This is a genomic window from Chishuiella changwenlii (genome assembly GCF_900142565.1).
Classification (GTDB): domain Bacteria; phylum Bacteroidota; class Bacteroidia; order Flavobacteriales; family Weeksellaceae; genus Empedobacter; species Empedobacter changwenlii.
This window is the reverse complement of sequence record NZ_FRBH01000013.1, coordinates 15,882-38,032: the sequence shown is the minus strand read 5'-3', so window position 1 is coordinate 38,032 and position 22,151 is coordinate 15,882. Positions and strand designations below refer to the sequence as shown.

The 22,151-nt window shown below is 30.1% G+C and carries 17 protein-coding genes; 12 read left to right on the top strand and 5 right to left on the bottom strand.

Annotation, left to right across the window (positions count from 1 at the left end; translation table 11 throughout):
- Positions 1-14: 14 nt before the first annotated feature.
- Positions 15-395: a ribonuclease P protein component gene (gene rnpA / locus BUA86_RS14610; RefSeq protein ID WP_072933894.1), complete on the bottom strand. Its 381-nt coding sequence runs from the start codon at positions 393-395 to the stop codon at positions 15-17.
- 111 nt (positions 396-506) lie between these two features.
- Between rnpA and BUA86_RS14605 the strand changes: the two genes are divergently transcribed.
- The 3 genes from BUA86_RS14605 (at position 507) to BUA86_RS14595 (ending at position 4,578) form a co-directional block, all read left to right on the top strand.
- The gene (locus BUA86_RS14605; RefSeq protein ID WP_072933893.1) at positions 507-917 is read left to right on the top strand and encodes a BrxA/BrxB family bacilliredoxin; all 411 of its coding nucleotides are present in this window, start codon (positions 507-509) and stop codon (positions 915-917) included.
- A gap of 330 nt (positions 918-1,247) precedes the next feature.
- Entirely contained in the window at positions 1,248-2,243 is a 996-nt protein-coding gene (locus BUA86_RS14600) for an aspartate-semialdehyde dehydrogenase (RefSeq protein WP_072933892.1), read from the top strand.
- 79 nt (positions 2,244-2,322) lie between these two features.
- Positions 2,323-4,578, top strand: coding sequence for a CotH family protein (locus tag BUA86_RS14595; protein WP_072933891.1), 2,256 nt, complete (start codon positions 2,323-2,325; stop codon positions 4,576-4,578).
- Positions 4,579-4,649: 71 nt separating this feature from the next.
- Here BUA86_RS14595 and BUA86_RS14590 read toward each other — a convergent pair whose 3' ends face one another.
- Together BUA86_RS14590 and BUA86_RS14585 are read right to left on the bottom strand one after the other, a co-directional pair.
- On the bottom strand, positions 4,650-5,297 hold the full coding sequence (locus tag BUA86_RS14590) for a nucleotidyl transferase AbiEii/AbiGii toxin family protein (RefSeq protein ID WP_072933927.1): 648 nt from the start codon (positions 5,295-5,297) through the stop codon (positions 4,650-4,652).
- The gene (locus BUA86_RS14585; RefSeq protein ID WP_072933890.1) at positions 5,278-5,781 is read right to left on the bottom strand and encodes a helix-turn-helix transcriptional regulator; all 504 of its coding nucleotides are present in this window, start codon (positions 5,779-5,781) and stop codon (positions 5,278-5,280) included. The genes BUA86_RS14590 and BUA86_RS14585 overlap by 20 nt, the downstream gene beginning before the upstream one ends.
- Before the next feature lie 740 nt (positions 5,782-6,521).
- Between BUA86_RS14585 and BUA86_RS14580 the strand changes: the two genes are divergently transcribed.
- Positions 6,522-8,333 carry a metallophosphoesterase family protein gene (locus BUA86_RS14580; RefSeq protein WP_072933889.1) on the top strand — a complete coding sequence of 604 codons (1,812 nt, stop codon included), beginning with the start codon at positions 6,522-6,524 and terminating at the stop codon, positions 8,331-8,333.
- Between the two features lie 378 nt (positions 8,334-8,711).
- Here the strand turns inward: BUA86_RS14580 and BUA86_RS14575 are convergent, their stop codons facing one another.
- On the bottom strand, positions 8,712-9,785 hold the full coding sequence (locus BUA86_RS14575) for a phosphatidylinositol-specific phospholipase C1-like protein (protein WP_072933926.1): 1,074 nt from the start codon (positions 9,783-9,785) through the stop codon (positions 8,712-8,714).
- Between the two features lie 297 nt (positions 9,786-10,082).
- Between BUA86_RS14575 and BUA86_RS14570 the strand changes: the two genes are divergently transcribed.
- From BUA86_RS14570 to BUA86_RS14535, 8 genes are all read left to right on the top strand, one after another.
- Entirely contained in the window at positions 10,083-13,139 is a 3,057-nt protein-coding gene (locus BUA86_RS14570; RefSeq protein WP_072933888.1) for a SusC/RagA family TonB-linked outer membrane protein, read from the top strand.
- 17 nt (positions 13,140-13,156) lie between these two features.
- On the top strand, positions 13,157-14,920 hold the full coding sequence (locus BUA86_RS14565) for a RagB/SusD family nutrient uptake outer membrane protein (RefSeq protein WP_072933887.1): 1,764 nt from the start codon (positions 13,157-13,159) through the stop codon (positions 14,918-14,920).
- A 154-nt stretch (positions 14,921-15,074) separates the two neighbouring features.
- Positions 15,075-15,617 (top strand): RNA polymerase sigma factor, encoded by a 543-nt coding sequence (locus BUA86_RS14560; RefSeq protein WP_072933886.1) that lies wholly within the window; start codon positions 15,075-15,077, stop codon positions 15,615-15,617.
- Entirely contained in the window at positions 15,617-16,615 is a 999-nt protein-coding gene (locus tag BUA86_RS14555; RefSeq protein WP_072933885.1) for a hypothetical protein, read from the top strand. Before BUA86_RS14560 ends, BUA86_RS14555 begins: the two co-directional genes overlap by 1 nt.
- A gap of 170 nt (positions 16,616-16,785) precedes the next feature.
- Entirely contained in the window at positions 16,786-17,697 is a 912-nt protein-coding gene (locus BUA86_RS14550; RefSeq protein WP_072933884.1) for a hypothetical protein, read from the top strand.
- Positions 17,684-18,592 (top strand): hypothetical protein, encoded by a 909-nt coding sequence (locus BUA86_RS14545; protein WP_072933883.1) that lies wholly within the window; start codon positions 17,684-17,686, stop codon positions 18,590-18,592. Before BUA86_RS14550 ends, BUA86_RS14545 begins: the two co-directional genes overlap by 14 nt.
- A 6-nt stretch (positions 18,593-18,598) precedes the next feature.
- Positions 18,599-19,453: a hypothetical protein gene (locus BUA86_RS14540; RefSeq protein WP_072933882.1), complete on the top strand. Its 855-nt coding sequence runs from the start codon at positions 18,599-18,601 to the stop codon at positions 19,451-19,453.
- Positions 19,454-19,592: 139 nt separating this feature from the next.
- On the top strand, positions 19,593-21,191 hold the full coding sequence (locus BUA86_RS14535; RefSeq protein ID WP_072933881.1) for a S8 family serine peptidase: 1,599 nt from the start codon (positions 19,593-19,595) through the stop codon (positions 21,189-21,191).
- Between the two features lie 32 nt (positions 21,192-21,223).
- Here the strand turns inward: BUA86_RS14535 and BUA86_RS14530 are convergent, their stop codons facing one another.
- On the bottom strand, positions 21,224-22,150 hold the full coding sequence (locus tag BUA86_RS14530; protein WP_072933880.1) for a bifunctional riboflavin kinase/FAD synthetase: 927 nt from the start codon (positions 22,148-22,150) through the stop codon (positions 21,224-21,226).
- Between the last annotated feature and the right edge of the window lies 1 nt (position 22,151).

The following is a 22,151-nucleotide window of genomic DNA, read 5'->3' as shown; positions in this document are numbered from 1 at the left end:
GATTAACCATTTGGTTAATCTTTTTTTGTTTGTATTGCTTCGTTTAATTTTTCTACTAAAATTTTTACAGACTTTTCTATCGTCGCATAGTCCTGTGGTTTAGATGAGGTATAAATCATAACTAAATCAACAGAAAAATCATTAGAATGTTCAATTAGTAACTTATTTAATCTGTAGGCTTCTTTTAATCTTCGTTTCAATAAATTTCGATCAACAGCATGTTTAAATTTCTTTTTACCAACACTTACACCAACACGAACCATATAATCTTGCTTTGGTTTAATCTTATAAACAAATCTTACAGGATGAGAAACGCATGTTTTGCTATCAGAAAATAGCGCATCAAAAGCTTTTTTACTTTTCAGTTTCTCATTCTTACCAAAAGTCAATTTCATATTCGTAAATTCTAACTAAATTTGTAATTGCAAAAGTAAGTAAACTAATAAGTTTTTAGATTACGTAACTTTGAAAATAATTCATTTATTAAAAAACAAAAAGAGATTAATATGTATCCAGCAGATTTAGTAATGCCAATGAAGGCACAATTGACTTCTAACGGTTTTGAAGATTTAACTACTGCAGAACAAGTAGAACAAGCAGTAAAACAAGAAGGTACTACATTAGTTATGGTTAACAGTGTTTGTGGTTGTGCCGCAGGTGCTGCAAGACCAGGTGTTGTAATGTCATTAGACAACGATAAAGTTCCAGCTCATTTAACAACTGTTTTTGCAGGATTTGATGTAGATGCTGTAGCAAAAGCACGTGAGTTTTTTGCTCCTTTCCCACCAAGTTCTCCAGCAGTTGCTTTATTTAAAGACGGAGAATTAGTTCACATGTTAGAGCGTCACCACATTGAGGGACATTCTGCAGCTGCAATCGCAGAAAATTTAAAAGCTGCTTATAACGAGTTTGCATAATAGAATAAATAAACAAAATTTAAGAAGCTGTTACTGTAAAGTGACAGCTTTTTTTGTACTGTAATGTTAAATTAGATATCAGATTCTAGTTGTGAGAAGCAAAAAATAATTTCTTAAATATTAAGCAGAAAAATCAATCAATATATTATTCGATAAAATGTAGAATTTTTGAATGATAATTCGATGAAAATAATATCTAACAGAATTAATATCATAAGAATAGAAAATCTTGTAAATTAAGTATTTAAATCAATGATGTACAGTGTTTAGTATTTATATAATTACTAAATTAGCCATTCGAAATTTTAATTATATTTATTTAATAAACAAATGAGAATAGCAGTCGTAGGCGCTACCGGAATGGTCGGCAGAGTTATGCTCCAAGTTTTGGAAGAAAGAAATTTTCCAATCACTGAAATAATCCCCGTAGCATCAGAAAGATCAGTAGGAAAAACTATTGAATACAGAGGAAAAGAATACAAAATTGTATCAATGCAGGATGCTGTAGAAACGCGAGCAGATATCGCAATTTTTTCAGCAGGTGGAGAAACTTCCAAACAGTGGGCGCCTAAGTTTGCAGAAGTTGGAACAACTGTAATTGATAATTCTTCAGCATGGAGAATGGATCCTGACAAGCCTTTAATTGTACCAGAAATTAATGCTGATATTTTAACAAAAGAAGATAAAATTATTGCTAATCCAAATTGTTCTACAATTCAATTAGTAATGGTATTAAATCCTTTACACATTAAATACGGTGTAAAACGTGTTGTTGTTTCTACATATCAATCGGTAACAGGAACAGGAAAAGATGCTGTAGAGCAATTAAACGGAGAAATTGAAGGACGTGATGTTGCAAAAGTTTATCCTTATCAAATCTTTAAAAATGCATTACCTCATTGTGATGTTTTTGATGAAGAAACTGGTTACACAAAAGAAGAATTAAAATTAACAAAGGAACCAAGAAAGATAATGCGTGTTGAAGAAATGAATATTACTGCAACAGCTGTTCGTGTTCCTATACAAGGAGGACATTCTGAATCTGTGAATATAGAATTTGAAAATGATTTTAATTTAGCAGATGTTCGCAAACTTTTATCTGAGCAAGACGGAGTAACATTACAAGATAACCCAGATACAAATACTTATCCAATGGCATTTTATTCAGAAGGAAAAGACGACGTTTTTGTAGGTCGTATTCGTAGAGATTTATCTCAGCCCAATACACTTAATTGTTGGATTGTTGCAGACAACTTACGAAAAGGAGCCGCTACCAATGCGGTACAGATAGCAGAGTATCTAGTAAAAAATAATTTAGTAGGTTAAACTACTTCACGAAAGCCCGATAATTTAATTATCGGGCTTTTTTTAACACTAATTTTTTAACATCTAAAAATAATTAAAAATGAAACAATTTTATTTTCTACCTACCTTTATGATTGTGTCCTTTTCATTTGGACAGAATTTAATCTCCCCTCCTACATTTTCTTCTGAAAGTGGTTTTTATGACAAAGAATTTAATCTACGAATTAGTCATGAAGACTTAAATTTAAAAATAATTTATACGCTTGACGGTTCAGAGCCATCAATAGATAATCTAGATGGAAAAACATATCAATACAAGAAAAGGTACCCAGAATTTCCAGGAGAATCTCCGTATGATTCTCATACGAATAGATTAGTATCTCATTCTTACACAGATTCTATTCGACTTTATAATAGAACCAAAGAAGCCAACAAGTTATCTAACATTTCTACTTCATTTGAAACAAACCCTTATTTTCCAACAGAGGATGTAGATAAAAGTATTGTTGTAAGAGCAAAAGCCTATAGAGACGATAACAGTTTTTCTGAAACAGTAACGAAAGTTTATTTTGTCAATCAATCTTATTCACTTCCAGTAATTAGTATAAATGTTGATGATGATGCTTTTTTTGGATATGAGAATGGATTGTTTGTGGCAGGGACAAAGTTTGATAATTGGAGATTAAACAATCCTTCTGAAACAGCAACTGTTTTTAGCGATGCAAATTATTTAAATAGAGGTTCATCTTCAGAAGTTACAGTTAATCTAATTTATTTAGATAATAACATAGAGCAAATCAACCAGACAGTTGGAATAAGAAATCATGGAAGTGGATCTAGAATTTTTAAAAACAGATCTCATCGTATGTATGCTAGAGCTAGGTATGGTGAAAATAGAATAGGTTATACTTTTTTCAAAGATTATCCACACGATAATTTTAGAAGATTAATTCTTAGAAATTCAGGACAGGATACCAAACAAACGATGTTTAGAGATGCTTTTATTCAGCAATTAAATAAAAATCTAAATTTTGATACACAAAACTATCAACCAGTTGTAAGTTTTATAAATGGTGAATACTATGGTATTTTTAATTTAAGAGAACGATATGATGAGCGATATTTTCAACGAATGTATAATCTTAGAGAACGAGATATAGACCATATCGAAAATGATGGAATTGTAGATTTAGGAGATGATAAGTTCTATTTAAAAACCATAGATTTTTTTAAGAATAACAGTTTAGAAAATCAAGAAACCTATCAAGAAGCTTTAACTTATATAGATGAGGTTAATTTTACAGATTATCATATTGCAGGGATTTTTTCTGCCAATTTTGATTGGCCTTATAATAACAATGAGTCTTTTAGAAAAAGAGTAAATTATACGCCAAATGCTCCGTATGCACATGATGGTAGATTTAGATGGTTAATGAAAGATCTTGATGTTGCTTTTAATGGAGCCGAATATTGGATTAGTAATTCTTTTATACATCATACCTTAGAACACGCGGTTCATCCTATCGATTATTTAGGGAATAATCATGTAAATTATATCTTAAAAGGATTATTAACCAATGAGAGTTATAAAAACTACTTTATTAATCGATTTGCAGATTTATTAAACACGACCTATAAAACAAAAAATGTTGTTGATTTAATTGATGCCATGCAGAATAAAATTAGACAAGAAATGCCTAAACATATTCAACGATGGAATTTAATAGAATCGATGGAAGATTGGGAAAATAATGTAGAAAAGTTACGAGAATTTGCGCGTTTACGACCTCAACATCAATGGAATCATTTAAATGAATATTTCAATTTAAAAGGAACTTATGAACTGACTTCGGAAGTAAACGACTCTCAAAAAGGATTTATAAAGATTAATACAATCGAAATTAACTCAACAACAGTAGGAGTAGAAAATAACTTTACAGCATGGAAAGGCGATTATTTTAAAGGCAATGAAATAACACTTGAAGCTATTGCTTTACCAAATCATAAATTTTCTCATTGGGAAGGAGATTATACCTCAACCAATCAAAAAATTACAATATCTCCAGAAATGGATTTCAAAATAAAAGCTGTTTTTGAAGATGAGAGTTTAAGTATGGGTGATGTTGATAAAGTTTCTTTTATCCTTTACCCTAATCCTGTAGAAAATATTTTAAATATAAAATCTGTTTCTAACTCACCTATAGAATATACAATCTCTACAATTTTGGGAGAAATAGTTGAGCAAAATAAAACTTATAATCAACAAATTGAAGTAAAGAATTTGCCGAAAGGAACTTATGTTATTCAATTATTGCAGAATCAACAAAAAGTTTTAAAGAAGTTTATAAAGAAATAATTATTTAGAAAGTCGCTTTTTAAAGCGACTTTTTTTATTTAAAGTAACCATGACTAGAAGAAAAATTATATTCAATATTTCTTAACTAATTCTTCAAAATCATCTTTTATAAATTCCCAATATTTACCTCTTAAACAAATAGGGTCAGGTTCGTCATCAGCAATAGAAAAATCAATCAGATTTTTAAGAATTAAGCTTTTGTCATGATTATATGGATATCTTTTTTCGTGTAATAAAATCATTTCTGAAATTTCATATTTATTAAGTAACTCATGTAAAACCCAAAAATCTTTTTTTCTTCCACCTCTTTGAATTACATCAATTTTCATTGCAATAATTTCTTCAATTGAGGCAAACTTAGTACCATCTATTATTACTTCTTTTGTTATAAAAGGATCAGTATAGAAAATATCAAGTTTAACAGATTCTTCTTGATTAGCTCCTACAATATATGATTTTCCAAATCCTGTAATTAGATTAGGATTGAAATCTAAATAATCGAATTTTTTTGAAAGAAAACTCTCAATCTTTATAAAATCGACTGTTCCATATTCAGCATCTGAAAATAAATCAATGTCTATAGAAATTCTGTGCCCTAATTGTAAGCTCAATGATGTTCCTCCAACTAATCTAAAACTATTAAATATTTTTGATTTTGATATAGTTTCTAGACTAGTTTTTAATATAGAATTAACGGTGTTATAATATAATTTCTCCATTTCTATCATGTAATTTCATTGGTTCTGTAGAATTAGAATTCAAAGCCTTTGTAATTTTCTCATGACCATAGAAATTTATTATTTCGCTTTTCTCTCTCTCATTACCTCTTTCAAAAATTCTCTTTATAATCATCTTATAATTTTTAGACCAATCTATTTTATCAAAATTTATATCCCAAAAAAGAATTTTTCTTACTGTTGGGACATCATTTTGTTGAGATGAGAGTTTCTCTTTTTCTTTTTTTATATCGAAAAAAGCTTGTAGTAGTACTAAATCTCCTTCTTCAAAATTAAGCTGCTTCTCTATCTTTAGAGCTAGAGATGTAGGTAGATTGCGTTTCGCTTTAATTATGGCGTTAAAAGTTTGTGGATGCTCATTAAGACTTAAAGCAAATGGACGTTGTTTTATAGATCTTTTTTTTAATTCTCGATCTAAAACAATACCTGGATGAATTCCTTTATATTTTTCTGATAATAAAAACATAAACAAATGTAAGCAAAAAAGTTTATATTTTTTGTAAATTATTAATAAAGAGAAGATTCACTTAGTCAAATAATGCAGAGAAAGTAATGTTTATAATGATTCAAACACTTGATGAAATTGCTATTTATAAATAAAAAAAGAATATTCGTAATCTGTTTACTTTTATAACCTGCTATATACTATAGTGTCAGCGGTTGTAGATTATTGATTAATAATTTGTGTTTTGCAAAAGAAAAAGATGTATAACTTAGTTATAAACATCACAGAATAACAAATAATTATTATGCTTTATTTAGTTCCTTTTTTATAAATAAATGCAAATATTACATTTAAAAATAATACAGTGTGAAAAGCAATACTTCTTTGTTCTTCATTTAAAACTTTGAAACAAAGATCAATGATTAAAACACTTGCTGAAATACCTATATATAAATAAAAAATAATTTTTATCATCTGTTTATTTTTTGATATGCTGTTTATACATAGGATAAAAAATGTTACTATATATAATAACTTTGCTCCATTAACAAAGATGATACCAATTGATGATTATTAAATTATTTATTTTCAGAAAGTTAAATCAATAAAGTTTAGTGGATTTTTATTTAAAGAAACATAAAATTATATCTTACAATCTTTCGTCTTATATCTTACATCTAAAAACTTAGATTAACTTATTGTTATAAAATTTTTCCACTTAGAAATGAGCTAAATATTACCCTAGATTTGTTGTTTTACACATGAAAAAACAACTTTTTCTTATCCTAACTCTTATTTGCTCAATGATAAATGCTCAACAAAAAGAAGTTAAAATAGCCTTTCTTGCTGATGTTCATTTTCAAGATTTATATGGAGATTTTTCTGATAATGATTTTAAAGGAATTATTAATCCAAAAACAGGAAAACCAACAATCTTAAGGACAATGGATTCTCAACTCCATTCGACTCGAATTTTTAACGAAAATTTTTTTGCTTTTATAAAAGCATTAGATGATATCGTTGCAAAGCAAATAAAAATTGTTGCAATGCCAGGAGATTTTTCTGATGACGGACAAGCTTATAATCTACGAGGATTGCATAAAATTTTAGATTATTATAAAGAACAACATGGAATAAAATTTTATTTAACTACAGGTAATCACGATCCTGTTGGTCCATTTAGAAAAGAAGCTGGAAAAGATGATTTTTTAGGAGAAGATGGTCTACCGTTAGGAATCTATAGCAATAAAAATATTGAAAAAACAACACCAAATATTATTACAAAAGATATTGCAGAATCTGGATATTTAGAGATTTTAAATGAACTAAAAGAGTTTGGATTTTACCCAAAAAAAGATGACCTATTTTGGAGTACACCGTTTGATAAAAACTTTAAAACGGAGTATACGTTTAGCAAGGCTTTATTAGCTGCAGATTATTCGAAAAGAATGTACGAAGTTGAACAAGGTTTCTCTGTTCCAGATTTGAGTTATGTTGTAGAGCCAACAGAAAATGTTTGGTTAATGGCAATTGATGGTAATACGTATATTCCGAAAAATAACAAAGAAGTTTCTACAAACCCGAACAATTATAAAGGAGCAAGTATTGGATATAACAATGTTTTAACCAACAAGAAACATCTTGTAGAGTGGGTGAAAAATATTGCGAATGAAGCAAAGAAAAAGAATAAAACTTTAATTGCTTTTACACATTATCCTATGGTCGATTTTAATGATGGAGCTTCTAGTGAAATTAAAAATCTATTAGGAGAAAAAAAATGGCAATTAGAAAGAGTTCCACAAGATGAAGTAGCAAAAGTTTTTTCGGATGCAGGAATTAAAATTCATTTTGCTGGGCATATGCACATTAACGATACTGGAAGCAAAAAATCTGAGACTAATTTTTTAGTAAATATTCAAGTTCCTTCTTTAGCAGCCTATATACCTGCTTATAAGATTTTAACAATAAAATCTTCAGATGAAATGGAAATTGAAACAAAAGTATTGAATGATGTTCCTCGTTTTGATGAATTATTCCCTTTGTATGAAAAAGAGTTTTTGGCTTTACAACAAGCTAAATCACCTACAATTTGGAACAAAGATATTCTGAAAACAACATCTTATCATGAGTTTATGCTTTTTCATTTAAAAGAGCTGGTTCGTTTACGAATGATACCCAACGATTGGCCAAAAGATTTTATAGAGAAAGGAAGAAAACTCAACGGAGAGGATTTGTTGTTTTTATCTCAGAATTTGACTATTTCTGCAATAAAGAAAGAATTAAAACAGAAAAGAATTTCATCTAAAGTATATAGAAAATGGAATTTTGATGATTTGATTCTCGATTTATATAAATTTCAATCGGCAGATGAATTGGCTAAAAGAGATATTCCAAAAGAAAGGTTGGAGCAATATAAAACCTTAGAAGAATTATTTGCAGAAAACAATTCACAAGATTTGTTTATTCAACAATTAAAATCATTGTTTAAAATTCTTTCTCATTTATCAAATGGAGAACCTTCTAATCATTTTAAAATAGATTTTAAGGAAAAGATAATTCAACCTCTTCCATAATTAAAAATAAGATTTTGCGATAGGGATTGTCGTGGAAATCCTTTTTACGTAGTAGTCTTTGCAAGTAAAAAGATTGGAACAGAAAGCCCGCCCGATCGCCCAAAATAGCAATGAAGTTATTTAAATTAATTATTTTATTTAATAATTTACAAAAATAATCCTTGTCAAGATTTTCATCCTTGACAAGGATTTATATTTATCACTTCACTTTAAGTTAATGAGAAGCTGATGTTTCGACGGGCTCAACATGACAGCTCTTTTTTTTATTCTTGAGTTCCTTTTTCATGCAGAGTCTGTCGAAGAATTTTATACAATTAAGATAATAAACCTTACAACTTACATCTTAAAAACTTACATCTTATATCTAAAATAGATAATTTACTTTGCTACAACAGGATTTTTTCTTTCGTAAGTATTGTTATCAAAACTAATTTTGAAATTAGATTTAAATAATTTACTTGGTTGATAGTAATCTGTTGTGATAACTTGTGCACCACTTTTTTTCGCATTTTCAAATCGAGAATAATCCTCACTCCTAGCTTCCATAGTATCAGCATCGGCTCTTGTACGAATAATATATCCTTGTTTTGCTAAGTTTTTAATTTCATCTGTTTTCTCAGGATCATTCATAAATAGAATTGCAGATTCTGCTGTTCCTGGAGTAGAATTTGTAAAAATCATTCTATTTTTTAAAGATGGATGTCCTTTTGCATACAAATCACGATTATCTCCATTGTTATCCAATACAAAAATAAATTTACCTTGTGCATCTTTTACCTTTGGCCAATTTCCTTTTAAAACAGCTTCATTAAGTGTTTTATAAGAACCTCTTACATCGTCTGGTGTTATAATTTTATTTTTCCCTAAATATTTCTTCAACTCATTATCTAAATCATCAAACAGCTTAGTTGTGTAATGTTCTGGTTCAGTTCCAAACTCATTCTTTTTTCCATCTTTAGGCTCTAATGTTATAAAAACTGGAGTATGATTTGGATGAGCATCAGACCATTTCTTTAAATCTTTTAAACAATCCTCCAGTGTGTAATACCATGTCATATAATCTATATCTGTTATATGAATCATTTTATAGCCTGGTTTGTTCATTTTCTTTTCAGAATCAAAAGGCTGAGTTGTTTTTACAAGATCTAAAATTTTAGGATGAGCATATTTTCCTCCTTTACTATCAGCATACACATCAATTTCAAGGTTTCTAAGACCTAAATCTAATTGTTCTGGAATTGGAATGTGTTCGTATTGTATTCTTGGTAAAAAATTCATAGAATCTCTTTCAGATAAATAACTATAAACCTCTGGCAAAATAGCTTTTTTATAAGAATTATGAGAACCAATTACTTGAATTTCATTAATTTTTAAATTATCTAAATTTTGTGTTTGTGCATTGGAGAAGCTTAAAGGAAGTAAGTATAAACCAAATAGAATTGTCCTTTTCATTGTTTTAATTTTTGTAAGAGTCGAAATTACTTCGTCTTTTCTCAAACAATTTTTAGTTTATGTTAAGTCTGTTTTACCTTTTTGTAAAAATTATCAAGGATTAAACGTTTTGTAATCGATTATTTTACTTACAGGTAACTTTTTGGTCACTTTAAATTAAAATGTTTTAATTGTTTAGAGGCTTACTTTGTATTCCGAAAAACAAATTAACAGCGAGCTTAACAAAAAAACCACTGTTGCGGCAACAACAGTGGACTCTAAATTAAGCATCGTAAATGTGATACTTTACTTAATGATATGTACCATAAAATTAAACTTTTTAAACTAAAAAAACTAATTCCTTTGGCATTTGTTTTCTTGTACTGTAACAAGGCAGAAGCAAAGGTTTTGAACAACAATTCTAATTTCGGAATACAAGCAGAAGATGCGATTGTAAAAGGAATTGTACAAGACGAAAATGGTTTTGCTGTTTCGGGAGCAAAAGTAACTGTTGTAGAAACAGGTAAAGAAGTCTTAACGGATGAAAACGGGTTATTTTCGATTGATGCTGAAATTGGACAAACTTTAAATGTAGAATTAGAAGGATTTAATTCTCAGAAAGTAGTTGTTAGTTCACTAGACATGACAATTCGAGTTGTTAGTCAAATGGATTCTATTTCAGACGAACTTGCTTTACAAGAAGTAACATTAGTTGGATACGGAACACAGAAAAAATCTGATTTAACAGGATCTGTAAGTCAATTAAGTTCTGAGCAATTTAAAGAAGGAATGAACATTTCTGTGGATAACTTAATCCAAGGAAAAGTTGCTGGTGTTAGAGTTGTACAAACAAGTGGTGAACCAGGAGCAGGAATGAATGTTTCTATTCGTGGTATTGGTTCTATTCGTAGTGGAAGCACACCATTATTCGTAGTTGATGGAGTTCCGTTAAGTAACGAAAATGTAAGTTCTGGAGGACCAAATGTTGGTTTAGGAAGTTCTAGTGCTAAAAATCCATTAAACTTTTTGAACACAAGCGATATCGAATCGATAACAGTTCTTAAAGATGCTTCTGCTGCTGCAATTTATGGAGCAAGAGGTTCTAATGGTGTTGTTTTAATTACAACAAAACAAGGTAAAAAAGGTGATGCAATATTTACTTATGATACCTATTTTGGTGTTTCTAATGTCATTAAGAAATTAGATTTAATGAAGGCTGATGAGTACAGAAGCGCCGTAGTTCCTTCTTACGATCATGGAGGAAATACTGATTGGCAAGATGTATTATTCCGCACTGCTGTTTCTCAAAATCATGCCTTTTCATTTTCTAAGAAAACAAATACAGGAAGCTATTACGCTTCGATTTCTCACATGGATCAAGATGGAATTATTGAAACAAGTAATTTCAGAAGAACAACTGCTCGTATTAATGCGGAGGAATCTTTCTTAGACGATCAACGTTTAAAAGTTAAATTCAATTTAACTGCCAGTGATATTAAAGAAACAGGTTTACCTAATGGAGCTAATGCAGGTTCAGACGGTCAGTTGGTTATTCATGCTTTAATGGCAAATCCAACTCGTTCTGTTTTTGATGAAAATGGTGAATACACGAACTTTAATATGAATGCTCATTACAACCCAATGTATTTATTGAGCAAATACAAAGATCACACAAATACATTTAGAGTTTTAGGAAATGTTGAGGCAACTTTACGAATTCTTCCTGGCTTAAACTATAAACTGAATTATGGAGTAGACAGATCGACTTCGGAGCGTAACACAACAATGTATCCGAATATTACTGATAGAACTCCTACAGGAATGTACACGCAAAGTAATTTAGAGTCTTTGAGTACACTTATTGAGCATTACTTAACTTTTGATAGAACATTTAATAAACATAATATTAATTTATTAGCTGGTTTTTCTTACCAAAAGTTCGAATTTTCAGGAACTTATTTCGGTCTAAATAACATTGCTGCTCAAGGATCTAGTGTTGCACCAGAATATAACCCAGGTTACTCAGGTACACCATTTATTCCAAGTCCAGGTTATGCACAAGAAAATGAATTACAATCGTACTTTGGACGTGTAAATTATAACTACGATAGCCGTTATTTATTTACAGCTTCGTTACGTGCAGATGGTTCTACTCGTTTTGGAGAGAATAACAAATATGGTTACTTTCCTTCTGTAGCAGCTGCTTGGGCAATTAGTAAAGAAGAGTTTTTAAGAGGTTCATCTGTTATTAATGAATTAAAATTAAGAGCGAGTTGGGGACAAACAGGTAACCAAGAAGTACAAAATAAGTTAACACAAGCAAGTTCTTCTCTTTCATCTTCTGCAGGATATTGGTTATATAACCAAAATGACTTGATTAATGGTGTTATGGTTAACAGAACCGCTAATCCTAATTTGAAATGGGAGGTTGTTGAACAAACAAACTTTGGTGTAGATTTTAGTTTATTCAATAGTAAATTATACGGATCGTTAGAGTACTACAATAAAACAACTTTAGATCCAATTTTAAATATTCCTTCAGCACCATTAAGCCCAACAACTACTGTTTGGCGAAATGTAGATGGAAAAATTGAAAATAAAGGTTTTGAATTAACGTTAGGTTCTCAAATTATAAATCAACCAGATTTCGTTTGGACAGTAGATGTAAATGCTGCTACATTATCTAACAAAGTAAAAGACTTACCAGTTTCTGAGATTTATTCAGGAGAAATTTCTGGACCAGGAATGTCAGGTGTTTATGCAAATGTTTATAAAAACGGGTACCAAGCAGGATCGTTTTATATGCTAAAATATTTAGGTATTGATGAACAAGGTAAATACATTTATGAAGATACAAATGGGAACGGTTCTGTAGGAACAGAAGATAGACAAATATTTGAAGGTCCTCTTCCAAAAGTAACATACGGAATTAACAGTTACATGCGTTATAAGAAGTTTGATTTTGCTTTCTCTTTTATAGGTCAAGCCGGTGGGTATTTAGTGAATAATACAAACCTTAATTTAAACATCAACAATTTAGCATCAGACCGTAACTTATTAAGAGATTATTATACTTCTGGAGCAAGTGCAGAAAACTTACCACAATTATCATCTCTTTATTTAGAAAAATCAGATTTCTTACGTCTAAATAATGTTCGTTTAGGTTATAATTTTGGAGTTGAACAATTAAAATGGGTAAAGAGTTTAAACTTATATGTAAGTGCTCAAAACTTATGGACAATCACAAACTACAGTGGATATGATCCGTTAATTGATACTTCTAAGGCTGCGTCAGGAAATCAATCATTAGGAATTGATTATGCTACTTATCCGTCTGCGAAAACATTTATGATTGGAGCAACTTTAAAATTTTAACAACAGAATTAATTATCATGAAATTAAAAACAATCAAAATATCTTACCTATTCATCGCATTACTTTCTGTAAATTTTTTAAGTTGTACAGATTTAGAAGAACAAGTAGTTGACGAAAGATTAGGTTCAGAATCATCAAGTCCAGAAAATGCAATTGCTGCAGCATACGGACAATTAGGAGACGGAACTTTCGTAGATCACGGAAATGTATTCTGTTTACAAGAATATTCTACAGACGAAGCTATTCTACCAACACGAGGAAGTGACTGGGGAGATGGTGGTAAATGGAGAGCATTATCAGAATTTACATGGGATGCTTCTAATCCACAAATTAAATCGGCTTGGGATGCTTTAAATTTCGGAATCACTAAATCTTTAACAGCTATACAAGCAATTGAGAAAAGTGAGGTAGCAAATAAACAATTATTTTTAGCCGAAGCAAAAGGATTATTAGCGTTTTACACATATAATACATTAGAATTATACGGACAAGCTCCTTACAGAGATCCAATGGATGTTAATGCAGAAATTGTTGTAAGAAAAGCAGATGTTGCAATTGATGAGTTAATTACAGAAGTAGAAGGTTTATTACCAAATTTAGCAAACGTTGGAGAGCAATCTACTCACATGGGAAGATTTACAAAACAAGCAGCTTATGCTTTGTTAGCGGAAATGTACATGAACAGAGCTGTATTAAAAAATCGATATTCAAATTCATTTAATTTTAATGAAACAGCTGTAAATGGAGCAGGTACTGACATGGATAAAGTAATAGAATATACTTCTCTATTAATTGATTCTGGACGTTATAAATTAGAAACTAATTTCTTCCGTAATTTTGATATCAGTAATGATAATGGAACTGAGTTAATATTTGCTGTTGTACAAAAAGCAACTTCAAATAGTTTAAGAAACAGTTCGAATAGTTTTGCTTATATGCCTTTAGAGCGCGCACAAAAACCGTCTCCAGATAATAGAGGAACTAATGCTACAGCTACTACACCAGAGTTTTACCATAGTTGGGACGGAAATCATGAAGATCCTCGTTTCCACAGACATTACCAATATGGAGATGGAACATGGTTTATGAACGATGGAACAGATGTTAGTATGCCAGCAACAAGTTTAGTAGAAGGAACAGGAAAACCTTGGTTCCATTTTAATAGAGGAATTCAGGCAGGTTTACAATATGGACCAACTATTTTAGCGAGTGGAGCTTTTGAAATGGTAAATGGACGTATAAAAGTAAACCCATTAAAAATGGAGAAAAATACAAACTTAGCTGTTGATTTTACTCCAGAGTATAACTTTGATAATCCATTACAAGCTGTTCTTTCTCAAAATCAAATTAACAGAGGTGCTCGTGTATTTAAGTACGAGTTTGATCCTAGTTTCGGAAACAATGGAAATGGTAGTGTAAATATCTCATTATTTCGTTTAGGAGGAATATATACATTAAGAGCAGAAGCTTACTTTAGAAAAGGAAATACAAGCGCTGCGTTAGCTGATGTTAATATTCTAAGAACAACCAGAACAAGAGAAGCATTATTTAACAATGCACCTGGTGTTGCGCTTACAAGTTTAGATGAAGCTACTTTAGTAAAAGAAATTGCATTCGAAACATATTGGGAATTAGTTAGAAGAAAACAACTAATACGTTTCGGGAAATTTGAAGAAGCAAGAACTGCAAAAGCTGTAACTGCCCCTACAAGAAGAATTTATCCGATACCACAAGCAACAATAGATGCATCGAATGTATTTACACAAAATGATGGGTATTAAGGTGTAATATAATATCAAAACTAATAAAGTCGCTTTTTAAAAGCGACTTTATTAGTTTTTGACAATAAGTTTTAAGAACTTTAACAAAATGTTTGCGCAAATAAACCAACCATAAACGTAATTTTCGCATCTTAATTAAGAACAAAGAAAACGATTGGACGAAAAACAACTCATAAAAGCTTGTATCGATAACGATTCGAAAGCACAACGTTTGCTTTACGAAAAATATGACGCACGTTTTTTTGCCGTTTGTAAACGCTATTTTACAGATATACAACAAGCAGAAGATGTTTTAGTAAAAGGCTTTATGAAGATTTTTCAGAATATCAGTAAATTTTCTTTTGAAGGTAATTTTGAAGGTTGGATGCATCGTATTATGGTTAATGAATGTTTAATGGAGTTAAGGAAAACAAAGATTTTTCATCTTAATGTAGATGATTACTCCTATTCTATTCCATCTACAGAGGAAGCTTCTCAGCAATTGGAGGAAAGTGATATAATGAAGCTTCTAAATTATTTGCCAGAAGGTTGTAAACTTGTCTTTACACTTTTTGTTATAGAAGGTTATAAACATAAAGAAATAGCAGAAAATTTAGGAATTACAGAAGGAACGTCAAAATCGCAACTTAATTTAGCGAAGACGAAATTAAAGGAAATGTTAAGTAAGAATGATAATCTAAAATCAAATTTATCGTGATGTCTGATGATCCAATAGAAGAATTATTTCGAAAAGGAAGTAAAGAATCTGTGAGCGAAAAACCGAGAGATTTGGTTTGGAAGCGAATTGAAACTGGTTTACAGAATCAAGAGAAGAAGAAAAAACCACTAAGAGAGTTTATTTCTAGTGTATGGTCTTCTGCTGCTGTTTTTGCTCTTATAGCTATTCCTTATTTTATTCTTTTTGTGATGAATATTAATGCAGATAATCAATCACTATTAAACGTTGTAAAGACAATTAATCCCAATATAGAAGACTTAAGAAAATCGGATGAGGAAATGGAAATAATCGAAATACCAGAATCTGATATTCAACCCTCTTCTTCTATTGTAAGAAATGATGAGGTTGAAAAATCTCCTCAAAGAATCGCAGATGAAGGAATCATTCAAAATAATTTAGAGAATCAAAATGAATTAAATACGAATGATAGATTAATTCCAGATATTTCTTTGTTAAGAACACAAGCGCTAGATTCTATAGAAAAAAATGATCAATTGGCTCTAAATTCTAAATTGAGAAAGTTTTCTTCTCAAGATACTATTGCTGCTAAGCAAAATGCTCCAGTTGTAATTAGAGGAATGTCAAGATTAAATGAAAGTTCTCAATCAGAGAATAAAGAAATGGCTGAACAAAGATTATCTAATAAGGTTGCGAGTAATCAACAGTCTCCATCAATTAATAATTTAGAAGTAACACCAGGACTTGCAGTATCTACAGATAAAAAAGTTAATAATGCTGACAATATTATTTATAAACCACTAAAATTTGTTGCAAAAACAGATATTGTACGCACAAGTTTTAGGTTAGAAAAAAAGACCAACAATAAAATTACATTCGTTAATAAAACGGTTACAATTAGCTTTGAAAAAACAGCTGATAAAATCATTTTAAGAACAAATGAATCGAAAATGAATCCTAATCTTATTAACTTATTAGAGCGAAATAAGAAGGAAATTTTTACTTATTATCAAAAATAAAACACTTACAAAAAACAACTTTCACATCTTCTGAATCCCTGAAAAATATCATAATTAAGAAACATTTATGATTAGCTAAGTATATAAAAATCAAATAGACTTTATATCTTTGGCGCTGAAATTCATTTAGTTTAGAAATTATTATTTTCTGACAAATGAAAATTTAGAATATGAGTAAGTTTTTTTTCTTTTTAATTTTTTGGGTTGTTTGCAATGTAAATGCACAGGTTGGTATTGGTACTTCTACTATTGATCCATCTGCTATACTAGAACTAAATAGTAGTAATAGTAGTAATAGTAATAAGAAAGGATTTTTAGGTCCTAAAGTTAATCTTAATAGTGCTGTAGACACACAAACAATTCCATCACCAGCTGTAGGTTTATTAATTTATAATTTATTGGATGCAGGAACTTATCCTAATGAAGTTTTTGCAAACAGATTCTATTATTGGAATGGAACAAGATGGTCAAATATAGGAACAACTAATCTTTTAGAAAGATACCTTTCTAATCGTTCAATTAGTTTCAATTCTACATCAAATCAATCATTCACGTATGCAGAAATTAATTCTACAAGTGCAGCTAATGGAGGATTGCCAGTTAGTTTTTTAGATACAGATGTCGTAATTAATTCAGGAGATATAGCATCAAAAACAGGGAATAACACATTTACTATTAATATAACGGGATTATATGAAGTATCTGGTTTTGTAAACTATAATCCGAATAGAATAACAATTGGTTCACCTCAAAGAGGATGTGCATTGAATATTAAATTACAAATTTCAAATAACAACGGTTCTACATGGACAGATGTAATTGGAAATAGAACATTATGGGGAATAAAAACCAATAATCTTACGAAAACAGCGGTATTAATTTCTACTCCGCTAAACCTTACAAGAGGACAATTGCTAAGAATGGTTGTTCAAAATCCATTTGCGTTAAGTGATGCTTCTTCTATTCATGGAGAAAATCCTGCAACTTCACCATCTGCAGCTTTACCAGCAATTGTAACATCAACTAGAAATCCTATTTCTAAAAATCTTACCCTAACATTATTAGATTATGATATTCAATAATAAGAACTTAAAGAAAACGCTTCAATTTTTATTAATTGTTTTTGGAACTTTCGCTTTAGGTCAAAATACAAATTCGGGTGTTGGAATTGGAACATCAAACCCGCAATCATCTGCTATATTAGAAGTAAATGCAGATAGTCTTCCTGCAAATGGAAAAAAAGGAATGCTATTTCCTCGTGTAGCTTTACAAAATAGAACCGATATAACAACAATTCCCAATCCAGCTACTGGATTAATGATATTTAATACGACAGATTCACCTTCTGATGATTTAATAAAAGCGAATATGTTTTATTATTGGAATGGGACAAGCTGGATAGATTTAGCAACCTCTCAGACTTTTGAGACAGAATTATATCCACAGATTTACATTGTTGCAAATAGAGGAACTCAGGCAATTAACAAAACTAATTTTAATACCGGAGAAAATACGGTTGTAAATTTTGCTGAAGAAAGCACTGGAGCTATGAGTGTTAATGTAGGGAACAGAGTACAATTGTCTAACAATAATTTTAGAATATTATCGGGAGGTCGTTTTGAGATTACAGGTTACATTGGCTATAATCCTTGGGTTCCTGTAAACTGTACTACACAGTCTACAGAAAGTACATGTACAGCAGGATTAGATTTGTTTGTGCAAGTTTCTACTGATAATGGAAGTACATGGACAAATATATCAAAAACGAGTTCTATTTGGGGAGTAGGAACGGGAGATCGTAACCGCTCTGTAATGATAGCGCCATTTGTAATGAATTTAACAACAAATAGTTTAGTAAGATTGGCAATTGGTAAAGGAGCAATTACAAATAATCATGGTGCAAATGGTAATTTAAATATAGAACCTGGTACTGGATTAGCATATTCTCGATTAATTAGAATTCAACGATTAAACTAAATATAAATGAAGAATCTAAAATTAATTTCATTTTTATTAATAGGAATGATTTCGTTTGCACAAGTTGGAATTGGAACAAACACTCCACATTCATCAGCTTTACTAGATGTAGCATCAACAAATAAAGGAGTACTATTACCAAAAGTAAATTTATTAGGAAAAAATGATGTTACAACAATTCCTAACCCTGTAAATGGTTTACTTGTATTTAATCAAGCAGCAAATGGAACAGATAGTAATGCTGTTGCAGCAAATACAATCTATTTTTGGCAAAATTCATTGTGGCAAAAGTTTACAACATATAGCGAAATTATTGCCCTGAAACAAACCAATCAATTTGTTTTGAGATCGAGTACAATACAAGCTTTTACAAATAATCAAGTAACTAATTTAAATGCAACTGAGAGTAACGAAGTTGTTGTACTTTGGGGACAAGATGAAATCTCTATCGACAACCCTACTGATATACAATTATTAAACAACAATCGTACATTTAGAATTAATACCGAAGGAGAATACAGAATACTTTCTAATTTTAGCTTCAATCCTGCAAAAAGTACAACAACAGATAATTCTAATTTTACAAGTGTAACATTCGTTTTCATGAAATCGACAGATGCTGGTAACACATGGAATGCTATTGCTGGGACAACTTCACCTTATGATGTTGGAGTTTCTAATGCTACACAAACCATTATATTGCCACCAACAATTGTTCATTTAAATGTAAATGACAGAATTAGAGTTGTCGTAGTAAAACCAGAGCTAGCTCCTACTTATGGAAATGGCGCTGGAATATTGAAAAATGTAGCATCAGACTATACAAAATATTTAAGAATGACAAGGGTTAGTGCCAATTAAGCTTTGCTAATTTTTGATTATATAATTTTCTTTTAATCGTTTATAACTTATTGATAATGAAAAATAAAATCGTATTAAGTTTTAAGAATTAAACTAAATAATTCATATATTTGAGACTAATCAAATAAATAAACTTAATATGAAAAAAACTCTTCTACCCTTTTTATTTCTTTTAAACTTTAATTTTTTATCCGCACAAGAATTATATCTTGTTAAACTTAAAGAAAAAGAAAACATTTCAAATTATATAGCAAATCCTTTACAAATGCTAAGTCAACGTTCTTTAGATAGAAGAATGAAATACAAGGTTGATTTAGATGAAAAGGACGTTCCTATTTCTTTAGAGAGAATAAAACAAGTAAAACAACTTGATCTAAGCTATATTGGTGAAACCAAATGGTTAAATACAATTATGGTTGAAGTATTTGATAATACTGTTATTTCTCAATTAGAAAATCTTCCTTTCGTAGATTCTGTTACTTCATTGGTTAGAAATGCTCAAAAAACAAATGTAAGAAAACAATCAAAATCGAACGATTTAATAGTTATAGTGAACAACTATAATTATGGAGACTCAGAAATTTTTATCAATCAAATTAATTTAGAACCACTACATACTGAAGGTTTTTCTGGTGAAGGTGTTTATATAGGTGTAATTGATGCTGGATTTCCAGGTGTTGATACAATAGATGCATTTAAAAATTTACGAAATGAGAACAGAATAGTAGATACTTATGATTTCGTTGAAAATAAAGCAGATGTTTATGATGCAAACTCTCATGGAACAAATGTTTTATCAACAATGGCAGCAGAAATTGATGGAGAGTATATTGGTTCTGCTCCAAAAGCTAATTACCTGCTTTACCGTTCTGAGGATTTTCTTTCAGAAACTCCTAAAGAATTACTTTATTGGATACAAGCAGCAGAAAGAGCTGATAGTGTTGGAGTAGATGTCATTAATACCTCGTTAGGTTATAATAAATTTGATGATCCTCGTTACGATTTTACATACAGAGATATGGATGGTAAAACATCTTTAATTTCTCAAGGAGCAGAAATTGCAGTAACAAGAGGGATATTAGTTGTAAATAGCGCAGGAAATGAAGGAAGTAGTGATTGGAAATATATTTCTGCACCAGCGGATGTAGAGAATGTTTTTACTATTGGAGCAACAGATAGAAATAATCAACCCGCTTCATTTACATCTTATGGACCTAATTATAATGGATCTTTAAAACCAAATATCTCTTCATTAGGTCATCAAATCTTAACTTATGTGCCATCTGGAGGATTTCGAATATCAAGTGGAACATCATTTTCATCACCAATTATTGCAGGAGCAATGGCTTTACTTATTCAGAAACTGCCAACGACACCTTTAGAAACTATAAAAAACAAAGTTCAAGAATCAGGGAATTTATTTAACAATCCATCTGATAGATTAGGATATGGCGTTCCAGATTTCTATAGAGCTTCACAAGAATTATTAAGCATTAATGATGTAAAAATACAGGTTAACAAACTTAAAGTTTATCCAAATCCTTTTACAAATGAAGTGAAAGTTGAAACGAGTAATCAAATTAAACAAATTGAAATTTATAATCTTGTTGGACAGAAAATAGCCAACTCTTCTAATACGAATATTATTAAAACTAACCATTTAAAAAGTGGAGTTTATTTAATTAAAGTAATAGATGATAAAGGAAATCTGTTTACAGAAAAAATAATTAAGAAATAATAAATAAAAAAGGTTCGCTTAGCGAACCTTTTTTATGAACTATATTTTTTAATAGCGTTTTCTTTATCTTGATTCATTGCTGAAATTAAATCATCCAAAGAATTAAACTTTTTTTCATCTCGTAATCTTCCTCTAAATTCTAATCGAATAGTTTCTCCATAAATATCTTTATTAAAATTTAAGATATTCACTTCTACTCTATGCTCACGAGAATTAGTAACTGTTTCACGATAACCAATACTCAATAATCCTAAATACTTTTTGTTGTCAACGAAAACATCAACAGCATAAACACCATCTTTCGGAATTAATTTATTAGAATCAACCTCTAAATTTGCAGTAGGAAAACCTAGTGTTCTTCCTATTTTGTCTCCATGTACAACTTTTCCTGTAATAGGATAGTTATAGTTTAATGCTTTATTAGCAAATTCAATATTTCCTTCTTTTAAGGCATTTCTTATTTTAGTAGAACTTATTGCAATATCACCTTCTTCAACAGCTTGTAATTGAATCAGATTAAAACCATATTCTTTAGATAAGACTTTTAATTGCTCAAAATTACCTTCTCTATTTTTACCAAAATGATGATCGTGACCAATAATAAGTGTATGTAGATTTAATTTTTTGATAAGATATTCTACAACAAAATCTATTGATGAAATTTGAGAAAACTCTTTTGTAAATGGATGAACAATAAAATTATCTAAACCATATTCTTCTAAAATATTCTCTTTCTCATCTAATGTAGACAATAGTTCCATTTGAAAATCGGGCTGAATAACTTTTCTTGGATGAGGAGAAAAAGTTAACAATACACTTTCTCCACCAACTTTATTAGCCGTATCGTTTAACTGTCTAATAATTGTTTGGTGACCTATATGTACTCCATCATACATTCCTAAAGTTACAACAGCATTCTCCAAATGGAGACAATCTTCTATGGAATTATATATATTCACG

What these genes read in the sequence shown, in the direction of transcription:
- rnpA (WP_072933894.1), bottom strand. Translation starts at nt 395, where the DNA reads ATGAAATTGACTTTTGGTAAGAATGAGAAACTGAAAAGTAAAAAAGCT.
- BUA86_RS14605 (WP_072933893.1), top strand. Translation starts at nt 507, where the DNA reads ATGTATCCAGCAGATTTAGTAATGCCAATGAAGGCACAATTGACTTCT.
- BUA86_RS14600 (WP_072933892.1), top strand. Translation starts at nt 1,248, where the DNA reads ATGAGAATAGCAGTCGTAGGCGCTACCGGAATGGTCGGCAGAGTTATG.
- BUA86_RS14595 (WP_072933891.1), top strand. Translation starts at nt 2,323, where the DNA reads ATGAAACAATTTTATTTTCTACCTACCTTTATGATTGTGTCCTTTTCA.
- BUA86_RS14590 (WP_072933927.1), bottom strand. Translation starts at nt 5,297, where the DNA reads ATGGAGAAATTATATTATAACACCGTTAATTCTATATTAAAAACTAGT.
- BUA86_RS14585 (WP_072933890.1), bottom strand. Translation starts at nt 5,781, where the DNA reads ATGTTTTTATTATCAGAAAAATATAAAGGAATTCATCCAGGTATTGTT.
- BUA86_RS14580 (WP_072933889.1), top strand. Translation starts at nt 6,522, where the DNA reads ATGAAAAAACAACTTTTTCTTATCCTAACTCTTATTTGCTCAATGATA.
- BUA86_RS14575 (WP_072933926.1), bottom strand. Translation starts at nt 9,785, where the DNA reads ATGAAAAGGACAATTCTATTTGGTTTATACTTACTTCCTTTAAGCTTC.
- BUA86_RS14570 (WP_072933888.1), top strand. Translation starts at nt 10,083, where the DNA reads ATGTACCATAAAATTAAACTTTTTAAACTAAAAAAACTAATTCCTTTG.
- BUA86_RS14565 (WP_072933887.1), top strand. Translation starts at nt 13,157, where the DNA reads ATGAAATTAAAAACAATCAAAATATCTTACCTATTCATCGCATTACTT.
- BUA86_RS14555 (WP_072933885.1), top strand. Translation starts at nt 15,617, where the DNA reads ATGTCTGATGATCCAATAGAAGAATTATTTCGAAAAGGAAGTAAAGAA.
- BUA86_RS14550 (WP_072933884.1), top strand. Translation starts at nt 16,786, where the DNA reads ATGAGTAAGTTTTTTTTCTTTTTAATTTTTTGGGTTGTTTGCAATGTA.
- BUA86_RS14545 (WP_072933883.1), top strand. Translation starts at nt 17,684, where the DNA reads ATGATATTCAATAATAAGAACTTAAAGAAAACGCTTCAATTTTTATTA.
- BUA86_RS14540 (WP_072933882.1), top strand. Translation starts at nt 18,599, where the DNA reads ATGAAGAATCTAAAATTAATTTCATTTTTATTAATAGGAATGATTTCG.
- BUA86_RS14535 (WP_072933881.1), top strand. Translation starts at nt 19,593, where the DNA reads ATGAAAAAAACTCTTCTACCCTTTTTATTTCTTTTAAACTTTAATTTT.